This is a genomic window from Thalassotalea fonticola, from assembly GCF_032911225.1.
Classification (GTDB): Bacteria; Pseudomonadota; Gammaproteobacteria; order Enterobacterales; family Alteromonadaceae; genus Thalassotalea_A; species Thalassotalea_A fonticola.
Map to the genome: position 1 here is coordinate 2,613,973 of NZ_CP136600.1, position 18,902 is coordinate 2,632,874.

At 38.9% G+C, this 18,902-nt stretch carries 18 protein-coding genes; 10 read left to right on the top strand and 8 right to left on the bottom strand.

Annotated features, from left to right (window positions below; all coding sequences use genetic code 11):
- Window positions 1-19: 19 nt before the first annotated feature.
- From pdhR to ampD, 3 genes are all read right to left on the bottom strand, one after another.
- Window positions 20-793: a pyruvate dehydrogenase complex transcriptional repressor PdhR gene (gene pdhR, locus RI844_RS10470; RefSeq protein WP_348394622.1), complete on the bottom strand. Its 774-nt coding sequence runs from the start codon at window positions 791-793 to the stop codon at window positions 20-22.
- A gap of 266 nt (window positions 794-1,059) precedes the next feature.
- Window positions 1,060-1,905: a regulatory signaling modulator protein AmpE gene (gene ampE / locus RI844_RS10475; RefSeq protein ID WP_348394623.1), complete on the bottom strand. Its 846-nt coding sequence runs from the start codon at window positions 1,903-1,905 to the stop codon at window positions 1,060-1,062.
- Window positions 1,906-2,012: 107 nt separating this feature from the next.
- Window positions 2,013-2,588 (bottom strand): 1,6-anhydro-N-acetylmuramyl-L-alanine amidase AmpD, encoded by a 576-nt coding sequence (gene ampD / locus RI844_RS10480; protein WP_348394624.1) that lies wholly within the window; start codon window positions 2,586-2,588, stop codon window positions 2,013-2,015.
- A gap of 108 nt (window positions 2,589-2,696) precedes the next feature.
- Here ampD and RI844_RS10485 point away from each other — a divergent pair, with 108 nt between their 5' ends.
- From RI844_RS10485 to yacG, 9 genes are all read left to right on the top strand, one after another.
- The gene (locus tag RI844_RS10485) at window positions 2,697-3,224 is read left to right on the top strand and encodes a retropepsin-like aspartic protease family protein (RefSeq protein WP_348394625.1); all 528 of its coding nucleotides are present in this window, start codon (window positions 2,697-2,699) and stop codon (window positions 3,222-3,224) included.
- Window positions 3,224-4,117: a carboxylating nicotinate-nucleotide diphosphorylase gene (nadC, locus tag RI844_RS10490; RefSeq protein ID WP_348394626.1), complete on the top strand. Its 894-nt coding sequence runs from the start codon at window positions 3,224-3,226 to the stop codon at window positions 4,115-4,117. Before RI844_RS10485 ends, nadC begins: the two co-directional genes overlap by 1 nt.
- A 286-nt stretch (window positions 4,118-4,403) precedes the next feature.
- Window positions 4,404-4,793, top strand: a complete 390-nt coding sequence (locus tag RI844_RS10495) for a pilin (RefSeq protein WP_348394627.1) — start codon at window positions 4,404-4,406, stop codon at window positions 4,791-4,793.
- A gap of 117 nt (window positions 4,794-4,910) precedes the next feature.
- A complete protein-coding gene (gene pilB, locus RI844_RS10500; RefSeq protein WP_348394628.1) occupies window positions 4,911-6,608 on the top strand; it encodes a type IV-A pilus assembly ATPase PilB in 1,698 nt (565 codons plus the stop codon).
- Window positions 6,609-6,648: 40 nt separating this feature from the next.
- Window positions 6,649-7,896: a type II secretion system F family protein gene (locus RI844_RS10505; protein ID WP_348394629.1), complete on the top strand. Its 1,248-nt coding sequence runs from the start codon at window positions 6,649-6,651 to the stop codon at window positions 7,894-7,896.
- Between the two features lie 164 nt (window positions 7,897-8,060).
- On the top strand, window positions 8,061-8,951 hold the full coding sequence (locus RI844_RS10510; protein WP_348394630.1) for a prepilin peptidase: 891 nt from the start codon (window positions 8,061-8,063) through the stop codon (window positions 8,949-8,951).
- A gap of 350 nt (window positions 8,952-9,301) precedes the next feature.
- On the top strand, window positions 9,302-9,907 hold the full coding sequence (gene coaE / locus RI844_RS10515) for a dephospho-CoA kinase (RefSeq protein ID WP_348394631.1): 606 nt from the start codon (window positions 9,302-9,304) through the stop codon (window positions 9,905-9,907).
- A gap of 171 nt (window positions 9,908-10,078) precedes the next feature.
- A complete protein-coding gene (gene zapD / locus RI844_RS10520) occupies window positions 10,079-10,825 on the top strand; it encodes a cell division protein ZapD (RefSeq protein ID WP_348394632.1) in 747 nt (248 codons plus the stop codon).
- A 68-nt stretch (window positions 10,826-10,893) separates the two neighbouring features.
- Window positions 10,894-11,130 carry a DNA gyrase inhibitor YacG gene (gene yacG, locus RI844_RS10525; protein ID WP_348394633.1) on the top strand — a complete coding sequence of 79 codons (237 nt, stop codon included), beginning with the start codon at window positions 10,894-10,896 and terminating at the stop codon, window positions 11,128-11,130.
- 60 nt (window positions 11,131-11,190) lie between these two features.
- Here yacG and RI844_RS10530 read toward each other — a convergent pair whose 3' ends face one another.
- Window positions 11,191-11,742 carry a hypothetical protein gene (locus tag RI844_RS10530; RefSeq protein WP_348394634.1) on the bottom strand — a complete coding sequence of 184 codons (552 nt, stop codon included), beginning with the start codon at window positions 11,740-11,742 and terminating at the stop codon, window positions 11,191-11,193.
- 239 nt (window positions 11,743-11,981) lie between these two features.
- Here RI844_RS10530 and RI844_RS10535 point away from each other — a divergent pair, with 239 nt between their 5' ends.
- Entirely contained in the window at window positions 11,982-12,515 is a 534-nt protein-coding gene (locus RI844_RS10535) for a DUF3465 domain-containing protein (protein ID WP_348394635.1), read from the top strand.
- A 164-nt stretch (window positions 12,516-12,679) separates the two neighbouring features.
- Here RI844_RS10535 and mutT read toward each other — a convergent pair whose 3' ends face one another.
- From mutT to lpxC, 4 genes are all read right to left on the bottom strand, one after another.
- Window positions 12,680-13,084: an 8-oxo-dGTP diphosphatase MutT gene (gene mutT / locus RI844_RS10540; protein WP_348394636.1), complete on the bottom strand. Its 405-nt coding sequence runs from the start codon at window positions 13,082-13,084 to the stop codon at window positions 12,680-12,682.
- 454 nt (window positions 13,085-13,538) lie between these two features.
- On the bottom strand, window positions 13,539-16,220 hold the full coding sequence (gene secA, locus RI844_RS10545) for a preprotein translocase subunit SecA (protein ID WP_348394637.1): 2,682 nt from the start codon (window positions 16,218-16,220) through the stop codon (window positions 13,539-13,541).
- 90 nt (window positions 16,221-16,310) lie between these two features.
- Window positions 16,311-17,207, bottom strand: coding sequence for a M23 family metallopeptidase (locus tag RI844_RS10550; RefSeq protein WP_348394638.1), 897 nt, complete (start codon window positions 17,205-17,207; stop codon window positions 16,311-16,313).
- A 549-nt stretch (window positions 17,208-17,756) separates the two neighbouring features.
- The gene (gene lpxC, locus RI844_RS10555; RefSeq protein WP_348394639.1) at window positions 17,757-18,668 is read right to left on the bottom strand and encodes a UDP-3-O-acyl-N-acetylglucosamine deacetylase; all 912 of its coding nucleotides are present in this window, start codon (window positions 18,666-18,668) and stop codon (window positions 17,757-17,759) included.
- Window positions 18,669-18,902: the final 234 nt, after the last annotated feature.

Consider the following 18,902-nt stretch of genomic DNA (forward strand, 5'->3'; position numbering starts at 1 on the left):
TTTTGGCTGCTTCCTGGCCTTAGCCCGTTTGGAAGCGCCTTAGTGAACGTGTTACTCGACTATCTTCTTTGCCAAGCTTGAGCATAACTTCTTCGATGTAAGCAAGGTTTTTGTGACTCGCACCCCAGGCTTTATTCGGTTCACCACTTATAATGCTTTCCATTAATCGCTTTCTATAATGAGCGATTCGTCCAGGAACTTCAGGACGTTTGGCAAGCACTTGTAAATTCTTTTCAATGTTGTCTATTAACAACGACCCCATTGCGCGGGCTAAATGTAAAATCACCGCATTATGCGATGCTTGGCAAATAGCCAGGTAAAAGTCGAATACTGTTTCGGCTTCACCGCGAAAATTTTCACTAATTTGTGTATTTTCAATTTGTGCAACCGTAATTGCTTCGTACTTTTCGGTAATATTAATAAAGTCTTGCTTAGTACCGCGCATTGCTGCGTAATATGAAGCCATACCTTGAATACCATGGCGAAACTCTAATAAATCCAGTTGCGCTTCACCTTTATTAGCCATCAAATCAAATAACGGATCTGACATACCTTCTAATAAGTTTTCTTTTACAAAAGTGCCACCACCTTGGCGACGTGTTACCAAGCCTTTGGTTTCAAGCTTTTGTATAGCCTCGCGTAATGACGGCCTTGATACTGAAAACTGCTCGGCAAGCTCGCGCTCAGGTGGCAGTTTTTGTCCGGGCAATAAGCTCCCTTCTAAAATCATATCTTCTAGCTGAGCAAGGATCACATCAGATAGTTTAGGTTGTTGTATCTTTTTAAAGGTCATAACTATTACGCAAATAACTCGAATTAAAGTGAAAGATATTGGTTAATTGGTCTTACCAATATATCTATAATTCAACATAAAGTAACAGACTTAGTTGTAAATGTAAACTTATTACATTTATCGGCGAAGAAGCAGATTGATTAAAATATGACACCTAAACCACATTGGTAAGACCAATCGATATGTTTTTTTGATATAAAAGAGAAGGCCGCTATGAAAGCGGCCTATGAAGATTCTTGTTGAACTGAGGTTTTATACCAAACGGATTAACTTAACACACCAGCAATAGTCATGAATGCTGAAGCGGCTAGTAACAGTAAAACATTACGCTTAGCGAGGCGAACTAGCAAGGATGGTTCAGCGGTTAAATCATCATCTTTAATGATGTAATCTTCTGAAGTTTTTGCCACCGTACATAAATATCTGCGTGATGATTGATGAAAGTTTAACAGGCCTTCAAGCCAAATAGTGGATGCTTTAGAAAAATGCCCTACTAACATATAGCCAAATGCGACAAATCTAGTTGGAATAATATCTATCGCAAACAACAAGCCACGGCCATGCTCTACAGCAGCTTCGGGCAGATAAGCTTCGCCTTCACCGTTTTTGACATTATTACCAACCGCTACCAATACACGGTATAAGATCACGCCGCCAATACCAAAGAAGATAAATACCAGCATAACCGCCATATAGTATTGGTAGTTTAACCAGACTAAAGTTTGACCAAAGCTTTCACCCTCAAATTCTTGGTTTTGTTGCAACTCCATTTGGTAATGAGAAACCGCGACTTCATCACCGCGCATTGCTGCATTTAAAAAGCCTTTATAAGAATCTCGAGCTTCAGTACAGCCAAAGCAAACAATAAGCATTAGTATCGAGACAATAAAAGTAACCAAGGTACTGTCGATTAACACCAATAGCCCGCCAACCAATACAGCAGGAATTAATGCAAAAACGAATACGTTTAAACTGCTTTTACTGATCTCGCCCTTGGAGACAAAACCACGAACAAATTTTAGATAACGGCCATAATAAAAATTAAAGTGCCAATGTTTAGATAGCAAAACTCGCTCAGCGGCTAAAGCGATTAGTAAGCTAATAAGGGTCATTAAAATTCCTGTTTTTCTTAATTATATTCAAATACTTTCTTTTAATAAAATTTTACTCGCACATCTGTGCGATTGCCAGAAAATAAAATACTTAAATTATTTTAATGTTAATTTTTCAAGCCGTTTTTATATTTAAGCCAGTCAAAACTTTCACCGGGGTCTGTTTTACGGCCCGGCGCAATGTCGCAATGTCCAGTAATTCTATCGCTATTAATAGCAGGATATTTTTTAGTGATCGCAGTGGTTAATTGTTGCAATGAATCGTATTGCTCATCGGTATAAGGCAATTCATCGGTACCTTCCATTTCTATGCCAATAGAGAAATCATTACACTTGTCTCGCTCATTAAAACAAGAAACACCTGCATGCCAGGCGCGCTTATTAAACGGTACATATTGCACAACAGCACCATCACGACGAATTAAACAATGGGCTGAAACTCTAATTTGGTAAATACTCTGAAAATACTCATCGTCATCAGGATTAAGCTTACCTAAAAAAAAATCGCTAATATGGTTACTGCCAAACTTTCCTGGCGGTAAAGAGATATTGTGGATCACCAACAAACTAATATCATCACACTCTCTGTCATCACAATGAGACGACTCACGGTGACTAACATCAAAACAATTTTTAGCCGATATTTCGATCCAACCATTGTCGATTGTAAACTTTGTCTCCATACTACTGTTATATAACCTTATACTGTTAGCGGGCAGATAGCTTTACTAAGCTTAACGTTATTGTGTTGAATGCCGCAATCTATTTAAAACAAAGAGTACACTCAAAACATGCACAAAACAGATGACACAGTAAAATTAGGCAAAGGCATGATGTGGATTGCCTGGATCATTTTTTTTGCATTATTAGTATGGGCATTCCAGGGATTTATCGATAAACAACAAAACCCTAATCAAGTGCCGCAAGTTGCCTTAACCAGTGATGGTTTAGCCGAGGTCATCCTAAAAAGAAACAAATACGGTCATTATCTTTCCGCTGGTACTATTAATAACGAACGGGTGGTATTTTTACTTGATACCGGGGCGACTAATGTGTCAATTCCGGCAAAAATAGCAGATACCCTTAATTTACCAAATTTAGGCAATCATTTTGTCCAAACAGCGAATGGACGAGTAAAGGTATACCAAACTCAAATAGATCAATTGAGTATTGGTAATATTATTCTGTATAATGTCGCGGCAAATATAAACCCAGGTATGAATACAAACGAAATACTATTAGGCATGAGCGCTTTAAAACAAGTAGAATTTCGTCAATCTGGACAATACCTTTACCTAACTGAACAAAGAGAATACTGATGAACAGCCCTGAACTACATATTAGCAAAGAGTTACAACGTGATATTGAGTCGACTGTAACTTGGGCGTTAGCTGAAGATTTAGGAGCAGTTCCTAGCGAATTACCAAAAGCTGAAAACGATATTACCGCTTGCTTAATACCAGAAAATAATAAGGCCGTGGCAACCGTTATTTGTAGAGAAGACTGTGTAGTGTCTGGTGTAGCCTGGGTAAATGAAGTATTTAAGCAGCTTGATGAGTCAGCGAATGACCACACATCTATCACTTGGTTTGTCGCTGACGGACAAACAGTTAAAGCCAATACCACATTATTTGAGCTAAACGGTAATGCGCGTTTATTATTAACCGGTGAGCGCACCGCACTTAACTTCTTACAAAGCTTATCAGGCACTGCAACGCTTACTAGCCAATACGTAAAAGAGTTAGAAGGCAGTGACACTAAATTACTTGATACTCGCAAAACAATTCCAGGAATGCGCAGCGCACAAAAGTACGCAGTAACTTGCGGCGGCGGCCATAACCACAGAATTGGCCTGTTCGATGCCTTCTTAATTAAAGAGAACCATGTAAACGCCTGTGGCGGTATTAACAATGCGGTAGCAACAGCAAAACAAAACCACCCGGGTAAAACCGTAGAAGTTGAAGTAGAAAGCTTGGATGAATTAACTCAAGCCCTTGAAGCCGGTGCAGACATCATCATGCTAGATAACTTCACCACAGATATGATTGAAACCGCGGTAAGTCTAACCCGAGGCAAAGCAAAACTAGAAGTTTCTGGCAACATGACCATTGAAATATTAAAAGAATACACCGCCGCAAAAGTAGACTTCATTTCAGTAGGCGCATTAACCAAACACGTACAAGCCATTGATTTATCAATGCGTTTTGCTTAAGTAACAACCACACCAAATTCATGTCATTCCCGGCTTGTTCGGGAAGCCATGTTCTTCTCTTCGGTTTTTAAAACGTCATTCCCGGCTTGTTCGGGAATCCATCCCCTTCAATTTCAGTACTCCGCCGCTAACAGCGGCAACCAATCGCCGAAAAACTGCACAAACAGGCAAAAACTTGCCGAAAAAGTGATCAAAACGTTAAAAAATGTTTTACAGACCGTTAAAAATGAGCCATATTAACTTTAGCCCCCATAATAACAATTAATTAATTAACGGAATTAACACTATGAAAAACATGAAATCAAGCCAGGGTTTTACCCTAATCGAATTAATGATCGTTGTTGCGATCATCGGTATTCTTGCTTCAATCGCACTACCTGCTTACAGTGATTACACATCAAAAGCCAAAGGCGCTAATGCATTAGCTTCTATGGGTGGTGATAAAATTAAAATTGCTGAATTTTACTCTTTTTCAAATAAAACTATCGGCGCTTGTGCAGCATCTAAATTAACTTCAGGCACATCTTGTGTTGATACTACTGAAGGAACTGTTGTACTTTCTTATACAGAAGATAGCGTTAAAGTTGACCTAGAAGCAACAGCTGCTGCTACTGGTGGCGGTTTAACTTGGGGTTGTACAACAAGCGGTGTTAACTTCAAAGGTTGTGGTATTTAACTAGTTATCCCCCTTAAAAACCAGCTTAGGCTGGTTTTTTTATGTCTAAATTTTGTGTTTTCGTCTTAAAATGATGTAGACTAAAAACAGAATAAAAAATAAAAGTAATATAAGTTTATGAAAGGAATTCATCGCCAATCCAGTTTACTGTCAGCGTTAGTTCGTAATGAAATAATTGCCAAAGAAAAAGCTGCCGATATTTTCTCTATCAGTCAAAAGAAAAAACAATCGATTATTAGTTACTTGATAACTGAAAACAAGTTATCGCCGTTAATTTTGGCAAAAGTGCTATCCAAAAGTTTTGGCTATCCTTTAATTGATTTAAAACGAATCGATTTGAGCCTCCTGCCTGAAGGCTTACGCAGCGAAAAGCTCATCCTAAAACATAAGGCTCTGCCATTATATTTAAGGGGGGGCATATTATTCGTTGCGGTTTCAGATCCTACTAATATTGATGCCTTAGAAGAATTCCAGTTTAATACTGGCTTTAATACCGAAATGGTATTAACTGATGAAAAGACGTTAATCGACACCATTGAAAATATCTTAGAAGATGAAAATTCAGCGCTTGATATTAGTGACTTAGACCAAGAGGAACTCGGTGATTTAGACGTAGAAGATGAGAAAAAAGAAGAAGATTCAACCAGTGGCGCCGATGATGCACCAATTGTTGTATACATTAACAAAATTCTGTTAGATGCGATTAAAAAAGGCGCCTCTGATTTACATTTTGAGCCGTTCGAACATAAATTTAGAATTCGTTTTCGCGTCGATGGAATTTTAACAGAAGTGGCTACACCTCCGGTAAACCTTTCAGGTAGGATGACCGCACGTTTAAAGGTAATGTCAAAACTTGATATCGCCGAGCGCCGTGTGCCACAAGATGGTCGGATAAAATTAGCGGTTTCTAAGAAAAAATCTATCGATTTTCGTGTTTCTACCTTACCCACTATGTGGGGAGAAAAAGTGGTAATGCGTATTCTTGACTCATCTAGTGCCAAACTAGGCATTGATATACTCGGTTACGAAGATGAACAAAAACAACTTTACCTTGACGCCCTTTCTAAACCGCAAGGCATGATACTAGTTACCGGCCCAACGGGTTCAGGTAAAACCGTATCGCTTTATACCGGCTTAAACATTCTTAATACTGAAGAGCGTAATATTTCTACTGCAGAAGACCCTGTTGAGATAAACCTTGAAGGTGTTAATCAGGTCCAAATTAATAATAGAGCCGGTTTAGACTTTTCCAGTGCGTTGAAGTCTTTCTTACGTCAAGATCCAGACATTGTCATGGTTGGTGAGATTCGTGATTTAGAGACCGCTGAAATTGCAATTAAAGCGGCACAAACCGGTCACTTAGTATTATCCACTTTGCATACTAACTCTGCTGCAGAAACACTTACTCGACTCCTTAATATGGGCGTACCATCTTATAATGTAGCGAGTTCGGTAACGTTAATTATTGCTCAACGTCTTGCCCGCCGATTGTGTAATCATTGTAAAATTGAAGACGACATATCTGAACAGGCGTTAATTGAATTTGGCTTTGAGCCGTCTGAAGTTCCTTCTCTTAAAATATTTAAAGCCGTGGGCTGTGATGAATGCACCAAAGGTTATAAAGGCCGAGTCGGTATTTACGAAGTGATGAAAATTAGTGAAAAAACCGCCAGCATTATTATGGAGGGTGGCAATTCACTAGATATTGCTAACCAGGCGCAAAGTGAAGGTTATAACAATTTAAGACAATCGGCTTTATTAAAAGCCAAATCAGGTGTCACCAGTTTATCAGAAGTCAATCGTGTTACCGCTTAAATCGATGAGATTAGAATAACAATAATAGATAGGAAAACCTATGGCCATTGCAAGTGCCCAGCACAAGATAGCTAAACCTAAACCTTTAGAAGTGTTTCTTTGGGAAGGTGTTAACCGCAAGGGTAAAAAAATAAAAGGTGAGCTTTCTGCCGTCAATATGATGGAATTAAAAGCCCAGCTTAGAAAACAAGGCGTCACCCCACTTAAAACCAAGAAAAAGCCTAAACCTTTACTCGGTATGGGCGGTGATAAAGCAATAAATGCAAAAGATATTGCCGTAATTACCCGACAAATAGCTACTATGATTGGTGCAGGTGTGCCACTAGTACAAACCATTGAAATGATAGGCAAAGGCAACCCAAATGGTAATATTCGTAAATTATTAAGTGACATTGGTAATAAAGTACAATCAGGTTTACCACTTTCTGAATGTTTAAGAGAACACCCTAAATATTTTGATAATTTATATTGTGACTTAGTTGAATCAGGTGAGCAGTCCGGTGCGTTAGAAACTATATTTGATCGAATTGCTATCTATAAAGAAAAGGCTGAAATTTTAAGGTCTAAAATTAAAAAAGCGATGACTTATCCTATCGCAGTAGTAGTGATTGCTATAATTGTAACGTCAATTTTACTTATTTTTGTTGTACCCACCTTTGCTGAAATATTTGAAGGGTTTGGCGCAGAGCTTCCTGGTTTTACTCTTTTTGTGGTTGGGATTTCAGATTTCATGATTGCCTATTGGTGGGTTGTTTTAGCTTTTATATTTGCGATTGGTTATGTTTATAAACAAGCACACCTTAAAAGTCAAAAGTTCAGAGATCAAGTCGATGTTTTAATTTTGAAGCTGCCTATAATCGGGATGATTTTAGATAAAGCCGCCGTCGCTCGTTTTGCTCGAACGTTGTCAACAACCTTTGCCGCCGGCGTACCATTAATTGATGCTTTAGCCTCTGCTGCTGGGGCCTCCGGCAATGCTGTTTATAGAGACAGCATTAATGAAATTCGAACTGAGGTTACATCGGGTATGCAGATGAATTTAGCCATGCGAAATACGCCGATATTTCCAGATATGGTTATTCAGATGGTCGCTATAGGTGAGGAATCTGGCGCTTTAGATGATATGTTAGCGAAAGTTGCCACCATATACGAGCAAGAAGTAGATGATGCTGTTGATAATTTAACGGCTTTATTAGAGCCATTAATAATGGCTGTATTAGGTGTAGTAATTGGTGGTTTAATCATCGCTATGTATTTGCCAATATTCGCCCTAGGTTCGATTATTTAATTACAATCCAACTTAAAAAGTAAGATCCCGTGTCAAGCGCGGGATTACGGCTTCAGTTTCGTCGTCGATTTAATAATAATAAGATCCTGAAATAGACCCTGAAATAAATTCAGGGCGTCACTAGAGTGACGGTTTATTAAGGACTAAAGAAAAGGTCTGCAGTTTTGTCTGATATTATCGCTCTGTTTGAGCAATCCCCGGTAATTTTTTATGTAACTATTACTATCCTTGGTCTAGTAATAGGCAGTTTTTTGAATGTGGTCATTTTTCGCTTACCTAAAATGCTTGAAAATGAATGGCGCTGTGAGTGTCGTGAGTTTCTTGAGGATGAGTTAAAGCCGGTTCCAGAAAATGAGCAAAAAACGCCTGAGATATTAACGCTATCTAAGCCCGCTTCAACTTGCCCTAAATGTGGCCATAAAATAAAAGTATGGGAAAATATCCCTGTTGTTTCATGGCTTGTGTTAAAAGGCAAATGTTCATCTTGCGCTAACCCTATATCGCCTCGTTACCCTATTATTGAAACAGTGACCGGTATTACCTCCCTAGTTATTGGTATGTACTTTGGTGTAACTTGGCAAGCATTGTTTATGCTGGTATTAACTTGGGCACTTATTGCATTAACCATGATAGATGTTGATAAGATGATCTTGCCCGATCAAATCACTCTTCCCCTTGTTTGGCTTGGTTTGATACTTGGTTTGAATGATGTTTTTGTGTCTATCGATCAAGCTGTTATTGGCGCAATTGTCGGTTACATGAGTTTATGGAGTATCTTCTGGATATTTAAACTAATAACCGGCAAGGAAGGCATGGGGTATGGTGACTTTAAACTATTCGCAGTATTCGGCGCATGGTTTGGCTGGCAGTTATTGCCATTACTCATATTGATGGCATCATTGGTAGGGGCAGTTATAGGTATCAGTTTGATGGTATTTAGAAATCATGAAGGCTCTAAGCCAATTCCTTTTGGTCCATATTTAGCTATTGCCGGCTGGATCACCGCATTATGGGGTGAAGGTATTTGGGCTTGGTATTTGGGGATGCTTGCGTAAAAAAAATAACGCGCACTAGTTGGTTCGATTTTAATAGGACGTTAAAGTATATCCAGTGAACGCCCTAGCGAAATAAAATTTTAATGAGATCTCCTGAAACAAGTTCAGGAAGTGGTTAGTGTTCAGGAAGTGGTTAGTGTTCAGGAAGTGGTTAGTGTTTTAGGTTCCCGCCTCGGCTTTGGCATCCATGCGTCGCTCTAACTTCTACATCCATGTAGTCGTACGCGGGAATGACGAAAAATGGTTGTAAGCTACGCGGGTATGACAAAAAGGTTCCCCCTGGGGGTGATAAGAGCAATTGCTTCCCGTCGCCTCGGGAATGACAAAACAGAAGAAATGACGGAAGTAGTATGTCAAAGTTAGTGATAGGTTTAACAGGTGGTATTGGTAGCGGTAAAACCACTGTTGCTGATATTTTTGCAACCTACGGCATCGATATTATTGATGCCGATATTGTTGCTCGCGAAGTTGTTGAACCAGGTACACCTGCCCTTGCTCAAATAGCAGAACATTTTGGCGCTGAGTTTATACTAAACGATGGCAATTTAGACAGAACCAAGTTACGTCACCGGGTATTTGCCAATGAGGATGATAAACATTGGTTAAACGCACTTTTGCACCCTCTTATTCGTAACGCTATGGCACAGCAGTGTATAGCAGCTAAAAGTCCTTATTGTTTTCTTGTCGCCCCGCTGTTAATTGAAAATGGTATTAATAAGTCTGTTGAAAAAGTTTTGGTGATTGATGTTAAACCTGAAACACAAATTGCGAGAACTGTAAGTCGTGACAATAATACCACTGAGCAGGTTCAGAAAATTCTAAATGCCCAAGTATCTCGTGAAGAGCGTTTATCTTATGCTGACTATGTCATTAATAATGATGATTGCTCTATCGAAGCGTTAAAAGAACAAGTTGAATTATTGCATAGAGAATTTTTAAAGTTAGTCGTGGGTTAACAAGGTAACGTCATAACCTAGGAATACAGAATTTATGCCATCCGTGGCAATTCTAAGTTAAATCATCCATGATTTAAAATTCACGCTATCCATACCAGCAGCCAAAAAAATAATAGCCTTTAGTCAAATCTCTGGTTAGTATATAAAGATCATAATAAAAACTATAACAATATGCCTGAAATTCTTTATGAGCACCCACTTAACGAACGGATTCGTAACTATCTGAAACTTGAGCAATTATTTGTTCAAGCACGTTCGTGTTTGGCGCAAGAATTTTCGTCAAGCCATACCCTGTTTTTCAATGCCCTGTTTGCTATTTTAGATACCTTAGACAGAACTGATTTACGCGGCGATGTTATTAAAGATTTAGAAAAGCTTGAGCAGAATTTAATTCTGTGGTCAAAATCTCCCGATGTAAATTCAAAAGCATTGCAACTAAACCTTGAACAAACTAAATCGTTAACTACAAGCCTTCGCTCTAAAAAACCGTTATGGGCTAGCTTAAAAGATGATAAGTTTTTAGATGGCATGCGCAAACGTTTTACCTTACAAGGTGCTTATTGTGGTTTTGACTTGCCCGCCCTTGTCTATTGGCTGAACCAACCACCTATTTTTATTCAACAAGATGTTGATAGATGGTTAGGTGCTTTAGGTACTGTTGAACAAGCTTTAGTTATGATCCTTAAGTTTATTCGACAAAAATCTGCGTTTGAAGAAATTGAAGCGGGTAATAGTTTTTACCAAGATAATGGAGAAGGGTTACTCTTACTTCGGGTTAAATTACCTGAAGGAGTAGATTACTTTCCATCGGTAAGTGGTAATCGATACCGCTATTCAATTCGCTTCATGGCATTGTGCGAAACTAAAGGCCAGCAATACATTACCGATACGGTTAAATTCCACCTTTCAAAGTGTTGACTTAAATTGCTATTACCTACACCTTAATAATAAGTTAAACTACCCTTTTTAATTAAGCTGTTTTTATTATGACTACCAAAGTAAATTGTCCTAATTGCCAAACTGAAGTTGTTTGGAATACTGAATCTGAATTTCGTCCATTTTGTTCCAAACGTTGTCAGTTAATTGACTTAGGTGAATGGGCCAGTGAAGGCCATAAAATATCACAACCTGTCCAAGGCGCGCAGCCGTTATCTGAAGAAATGTTAGATGCTTTGGAAGATGAGTTTTTACAAAACAATAAGTTTTTTGTTGAGTCGGAATAATTTGTAGATAAAATTTGCTAAAAAGGTGCGACTTTATTTAATCGCACCCTGACTAAATAATTACTCTTTATCTCCTACAGGTACCATTATATGTGCGTATGGAGTTTCGCCCCACATAACATAAGGCCCACCGGAGTTAGGATCGTCAGTCAGTCCTTTTAACAATTCTTTTGGAACAATTATCATCAAATGTGGCCCGGTTTCAGTATAGTCATCGGCATTTTTTGGATCTGGATGATAAGGATCTGAATTACTCACACCTGCGCCAACGTCGCCTTTTAGCATATATGAAATACCAATACTGTCAGCCTTAAAATCAGCCTTATTGCCAAGTGCTGTCAGCATTTTCATCCAGGTAGGATCATTACACATTGGATTACCATCACCAGGCATAGTATCTGGCATACATATCCAATCATTAGTGCCTTTCACTAGTACTTTACCAGCAGACATGATCGTTGCATTACCGCTGATAGATGCAGGGGCAGCAGAGCGAGCTTGGCTGATTTGCTTTTTCATTTCATCATCACCGCCACTTTGTGCTACAAATACTACACCTGCAGCAGACACTAACACAGCTGCTGTTACTAACTTTTTAGATAAATTATTCATCGTAATTTTCCTTAACAGTTATCTGAACAACATCAACCCGATAAATTGATAGCAGAGTTAAATTTCAATTAATTTGTTACTCTGGAGTATAGGTTAAATTTTTAATTGTACAATTTGACAACAACTTGCTGGAAGTCATGTATGGTTTAGTCACTTTATAATCAAGCAAAAGTTTCCTAAAAACATCTATTTAGGGCATACTATTTATAAATAAATTAGATAGTCTGACTTCACGGAATATGAAAAATATACTATTTGCTCTTTTAGCTCTAATTGCAGGGTTAATTTATCTCGATCAATTTGCCCCAGGAAAAGCGTCAACTACAAAGCCTGACCAGGTTGTTTTATTAACTGAAAGTAATTCTTCTGATGACTTTTTAGCTAATGCTTTTGATGAAGAATTTGAATTTGAACGTAGTGTAGACTTATCAAAGTTATCCGATGTCGAAAAAATTAGCCACTTATTTCAAAATCAGTTATCAAATGTGCAAGTACGAGGTTTTGGTCGCGTAGTTAGAATGCTACCCGATGACAATGAAGGTTCACGTCATCAACGTTTTATAGTAAGACTGAAAAACAATCAAACAGTATTGGTTGCCCATAATATTGATATTGGCTCAAGAGTCAACTCACTCCGTGAAGGTGATGATATTGGCTTTTATGGCGTGTATGAATGGAATGATAAAGGCGGCGTGGTGCATTGGACTCATAAAGACCCTAACGGCCAACATCCTGATGGTTATTTGAAGTATGTTGGGCTTAAATATCATTAAAGGGGTCAGGCAGCTGCTTTGCTTCTGACTGTTTCCTTTATGGATTCCCATATTCACGGGAATGACGACACTTGAACGTGAATGACAAGATGATAGTGTTATTAAACACGCTTTAAAAGTCGCTATCGCGATAACGCTCGAATTAATTCGAGCCAACCATAGATTTAGACCTCAGTTAGATTTAATGACAGTAACTTTTCTACTATTGGGGTATTTGCTTTGGGGAAATCAATGCCTGCCAGTTGCTCTTTTCTAAACCAACCTTGTTGCTGTCCTTCTTGTGCCGTTGGCTCTCCTAAGAATTGATCGACTAAGAATACCTCTAATAAGACTTGTTTATCACTGTAGTCATGGCTTATTTCAATTAACGGTAACATTGCTAATGTGTCAATTGCGATTTCTTCTTTAAGCTCTCTGTGCAGTGCTTCATGCACTGTTTCATTATTTTCTACCTTACCACCAGGGAATTCCCATTTACCGCCTTGATGAGTGTGTTCAAGTCGTTTGGTGAGGAAAAATTGTTGGTCTTTGTATATTACGCCTACGGCGACGTGAACTCTTTTGGTCATGATTGCTTTTCAAGGTATTGTTAGTGATGAAAGGATATAAGATTGCGTTTTTCAACGCAATGACGGTTAGCCATAACGCTATAGATACTTTTTGATCCTCCTACGTATTTACTAAACCTGTTTTAGCATCTAAAAGTAAAAGCGAGATCCTGACATTCGTCAGGAAGTGGTGTCCACTTTTATGCGAACACTCCACACTTCTCGTTTCTCGTTTCTCGTTTCTCGTTTCTCGTTTCTCGTTTCTCGTTTCTCGTTTCTCGTTTCTCGTTTCTCGTTTCTCGTCAAATATAACAGAATTTGCTCCATCCTTGGCAATTCTAAGTTAATTCATCTTTGAATTGAGCCTACTATAATAACATCCATGTTAAGTTGGCATTCCTTCGTCCCTGAAGTAAAAAAGCCCTAATTTGACTTAATCAATTAGGGCTTTCTAAATATCAGTTCCGTTAGTTTTCTAACTTAACTTACCGTGACATTGTTTGTATTTTTTGCCTGAGCCACATGGACATGGTTCGTTGCGGCCAACGCGTTTTACTTCGTTTTCTTGTGTTGCCGGGCCACTTGATTCATGTGTGTATTGCTTAGGTGCATCTTCGTTCTTACGAGTTTGCTCTTCTACCGCTTCAACATCTGATTCTTGTTGAATACGAACTTTCGATAATACGCTTACTACGTCATATTTTAAGTTATCAAGCATGTTTGAGAATAATTCGAACGACTCTTTTTTGTATTCTTGCTTCGGGTTCTTTTGCGCGTAACCGCGTAAATGAATACCTTGGCGCAAATGGTCCATAGCTGCTAAGTGCTCTTTCCATAAACCATCAAGCGTTTGTAGCATAATTGCTTTTTCAAATTGACGTAAAACTTCAGGGCCAACTTGTGTTTCTTTTTCTGTATAGGCAGTTTCAACTTCAGCTAAAATTCGTTCACGTAGTGAGTCTTCATTTAATTTATCATCTTCTTCTAACCATTTTGCCAGAGGAAGATCTAAGGTTAATTCACCTTTAAGCTGTTCTTCAAGCGCTGGTACATCCCACATTTCTTCTAAAGATTGTGGTGGAATTTGCGCATCAATCATACCGTTGATCACATCACTACGTATTGCCGCAATAGTCTCGCCAATATCGCCTTCGTCAAGAAGTTCGTTACGTTGCTCGTAAATTACTTTACGTTGATCATTTGCTACATCATCGTACTCAAGCAGTTGCTTACGTACATCAAAGTTACGGCCTTCAACTTTACGTTGGGCATTTTCTATCGACTTAGTTACCCATGGGTGTTCAATTGCTTCACCGTGTTCCATACCTAACTTACGCATCATGTTGGCAATACGCTCGGAGGCAAAGATGCGCATTAAACCATCTTCCATTGATAAGTAGAAACGTGTTGAACCTGGGTCACCTTGACGGCCTGAACGACCACGTAGTTGATTATCAATACGACGAGACTCATGACGTTCTGTAGCAACAATGTGTAAACCACCTGCTGCGACCACTTGTTCATGGTTTTCTTGCCACTGTGCTGTAGCTTTTGCAATTTGATCTTCAGATGGGTTTGATAATTTCGCCAGATCTGCACTCAAATTACCACCTAGTACGATATCGGTACCACGGCCGGCCATATTGGTAGCAATTGTTACCGCACCAAGTTTACCGGCATTAGCAACAATTTCGGCTTCTTCAGCATGGAATTTGGCATTAAGCACTTTATGTTTAATTTTGGCTTTACGTAAGATATCTGATAAAAATTCAGATGTTTCGATACTGATAGTACCAACTAATGTTGGCTGACCACGTTCAACACAATCTTTAATATCAGCAATTACTGCTTCGTATTTTTCTTCTTGCGTTAGGTAAATTAAATCGGCCATATCATCACGAACCATAGGACGGTTGGTCGGGATAACAACTGTTTCTAAACCATAAATATGATTAAATTCGAATGCTTCAGTATCGGCTGTACCTGTCATGCCTGATAACTTCTCGTATAAACGGAAGAAATTCTGGAATGTGATAGAGGCAAGTGTTTGATTTTCGTTTTGAATATTTACATGTTCTTTAGCTTCTACCGCTTGATGTAAACCTTCAGACCAACGACGACCTTCCATTGTACGGCCAGTATGCTCATCAACAATGACTATTTCGCCTTCTTTAACGATATAGTCGACGTCTTTTTGGAAAAGCTTATGGGCGCGCAGTGCCGCCATAACATGGTGCAGTAAAGCGATGCTTGATGCGCCATATAACGAATCATGCTCTTCTAGCATGCCACGCTCTTTTAAAATTTCTTCAACACGAACTTGGCCACGCTCAGTCAGATATACTTGCTTTGATTTTTCATCAACAGTGAAGTCGCCGGTACTTTCAACGCCTTCTTCATCTTCAGCTTCTTGCTGTTCAAGCATTGGCACTAAAGAGTCGATTAAACGATACAGCTCAGAGCTGTCTTCAGCTTGGCCAGAAATAACCAATGGGGTACGTGCTTCATCAATAAGGATTGAATCCACTTCATCAATTACAGCAAAGTGTAATGGACGTTGTGCACGTTGTTCTGGTGAGAACGCCATGTTGTCACGTAAATAGTCAAAACCAAATTCATTATTGGTACCGTATGTGACGTCACATTTATATGCAGCTTGCTTTTCTTCAGGCGCCATATTTGGAATATTACAACCAACGGTCATGCCTAAAAATTCAAATAATGGCCGGGCCCAGTCAGCATCACGTTTCGCTAAGTAGTCATTCACGGTAATAACATGAACACCTTTATCGGTAAGACCATTTAAGTAGCTTGGTAATGTTGCTGTTAACGTTTTACCTTCACCGGTGCGCATTTCGGCAATTTTACCTTGATGCAAAACCATGCCACCAATCATTTGCACATCAAAATGACGCATACCAAATACGCGAATACTGGCTTCTCGTACTACAGCAAATGCTTCTGGTAAAATATCGTTTAACGCTTCGCCGTTGGCAACACGCTCTTTAAACTCTGCTGTTTTAGCTTTTAAATCATCATCATTTAACGCTTTTGTTGTTTCTTCTAGGGCGTTAATTTTAAGTACTTCTTTGTTCATTTGCTTAAGAAGGCGGTCATTACGACTACCAAACAGCTTTGTCATTATTTTTACAAACATTTTATTTAAACCAATTTTGCCAATTATATTTTTGGCGATAAAAAAATATCAGTCTAAGACTGAATCTAAAAGTTTACAGGGGTTATTTATTTAAGTTTTAGGCTTGCGATAAACGTATTTAGTTGGATTTATTTGTTTATCGTTACGCAGGATTTCGTAATGAACGTGCGGACCAGTTGAACGGCCTGTACTACCCATTTTGGCAATTGCTTGCCCTTTACTCACCACGTCACCAACTTTAACTAAATGCGACTTATTGTGTGCATACCTAGTTTTGTAGCCTGTACCGTGATCAATTTCTACCAAATTACCGTATCCCCAGCGTTCGCCAGCATAGCTAACAACACCTGAACCGGTGGCATAAATTTCAGCATTTTCTTTACCCGCAAAATCTACACCGTTATGCTTGGTAGGTTTGCCAGTAAATGGGTCTTTACGAACTCCGTAATAGGACGACAACCAGCCTTTGCCAATTGGACGCCCGGATAAATAACTCGTATTTTCGATATGGTGACCCAATGCTAAAGATTCAAGTAGGTTAAGCTGATTTTCTTTTTGAACAATGCTGTTGTTCAAATTATTCAACTGACTTTCTAAGTCAGTCATTGAAAAATCACTAATTAACACTTCTTGATGTAATGGTCCACCTGATGATGGCAATGCCACCATATTAAATTCGTCTTTGGGAATGTCGGCTTCTTCCGCTAAACGTTCACCTAAAGCATTTAAGCGTAAAACATGTGATTGTAATTCGGCAATTCGAGCGCTTAAGGCAATGACTTGTTTGTCATTAGTAGTGTTGGGAACGGGTTGTACTGGTTGTGTAGCTGACATCAAATGTTCAGGCACATCTTCCGACTTCATAACAGCATGAATAATAAAGCCTGACACCACAGCAAAGCCACCAACAATGGCAAGCCACCTTGGTTTACTTAGCTTTAATGAAAAACGAACATTTTGTCCGCGGTATAATAGTGTTAAACTCATTTAAATACTTATTTCTGTTTAATAGCGAATATTCAGAGGTAAACCGGTTAATAAAACACATTGTAAAAGCCTCTCAAGACCTAAACAGTTTGCTTAAAAAAACCAGCGATACCATGGTAGATTTATCTACTAAAGCGTAATCGTTTAAAGTTCTGGACGACATTATACGACAAATATGCCCTGTTCTACCAGATAATGCTAGGCAAATAGCCAGTTGCCGACAGAACCTAGTTGTAATAGCGGCTAAATCTCCCGTATCGGGCCAACGTTTACAGTTCGAGCGTAACAATATATCACAACAACAGGCATTGCAAACCTAAGGAATATTTAGAAGCATTGAAATAAAAATTAATCCTCATTTCTAGCCAAATAGCCGCTACGCGATAACGCGCGAATAAATTCACGCCAACCGATTATCATCGGCTCAATATCTCAATTGTTCTTTTTTGTACTTCGTTTCTCGTTTCTCGTTTCTCGTTTCTATAATATTCCAGACATAAAAAAACCAGAACTAAGTTCTGGTCTCTATAAATCAATTTAGCTTTTCTCTTACGCTACAACGGAATCTTGGTAAGCTATTGGTGATGGGCGCTCGTCTTCATAGGTTACCCATTCCCAGCTTTCAACCTGTTTGAATACTTCGCGTAACAACATGTTATTTAAGCCATGGCCTGATTTATATGAGTTCATCTCACCCAATATGCTAACACCGCCCATGTAAAGGTCGCCGATTGCATCTAAGATTTTATGCTTCACAAACTCGTCATCATAACGAAGTTCTTCGCTATTAAGCATACGGTATTCATCAAGTACGATAGCATTTTCTAAGCTACCACCTAATGCTAGGTTATGTGAGCGTAAAAACTCAATGTCTTTCATAAAGCCAAAAGTACGGGCACGGCTAATTTCTTTGATAAAAGAGTTAGCTGATAAATCCATGCTGATGTTTTGTGTGGTATTTGCAATTACCGGGTGATCGAAGTCGATAGCAAAGTTAACTTTGAAACCTTCGTGTGGACATAATTCGGCCCACTTATCACCTTCTTCAACACGAATTTTTTTAGTAATGCGTAAAAATTTCTTAGCTGCGTTTTGCTCTTCAATTCCTACTGATTGGATCAAATATACAAATGGTAAGGCACTACCATCCATAATTGGGATCTCAGGAGAATCAACTTCTACAACTAAGTTATCAATACCTAAGCCAGCTACCGCGGCTAACAGATGTTCAACGGTGGAAACTTGAACACCTTGCTCATTCACTAAACATGTACACAACGTAGTTTCGCCCACAGCTTCAGGTGTAGCCTGAATATCTACCATAGGTTCAAGGTCAACACGACGGAATACTATTCCCGTGTTCGCAGGCGCAGGACGGAGAGTAATCTGCACCTTTTCACCTTTATGTAAACCAACACCAGTAGCATTTACGCTTTGTTTGAGAGTACGTTGTTTAATCATAATTCGCCTTAAATCTTGCGTTCCAACCGACACAATTAACAATTTGTTAATTTAGTGGACGCGTAATATAGCAAAAATTCCCTTTGCAGTCAAAAGATAACGGTTATGGCCCAAAATTTGCTAACAATCTATTACCACTTGTAACTGATTGTAATTAAACAGCAAATATTAAACTTAAAATCCGCAATTAACTTACCACTTAAAACCTGAACATTCGCTGAACAAAGAAGACTA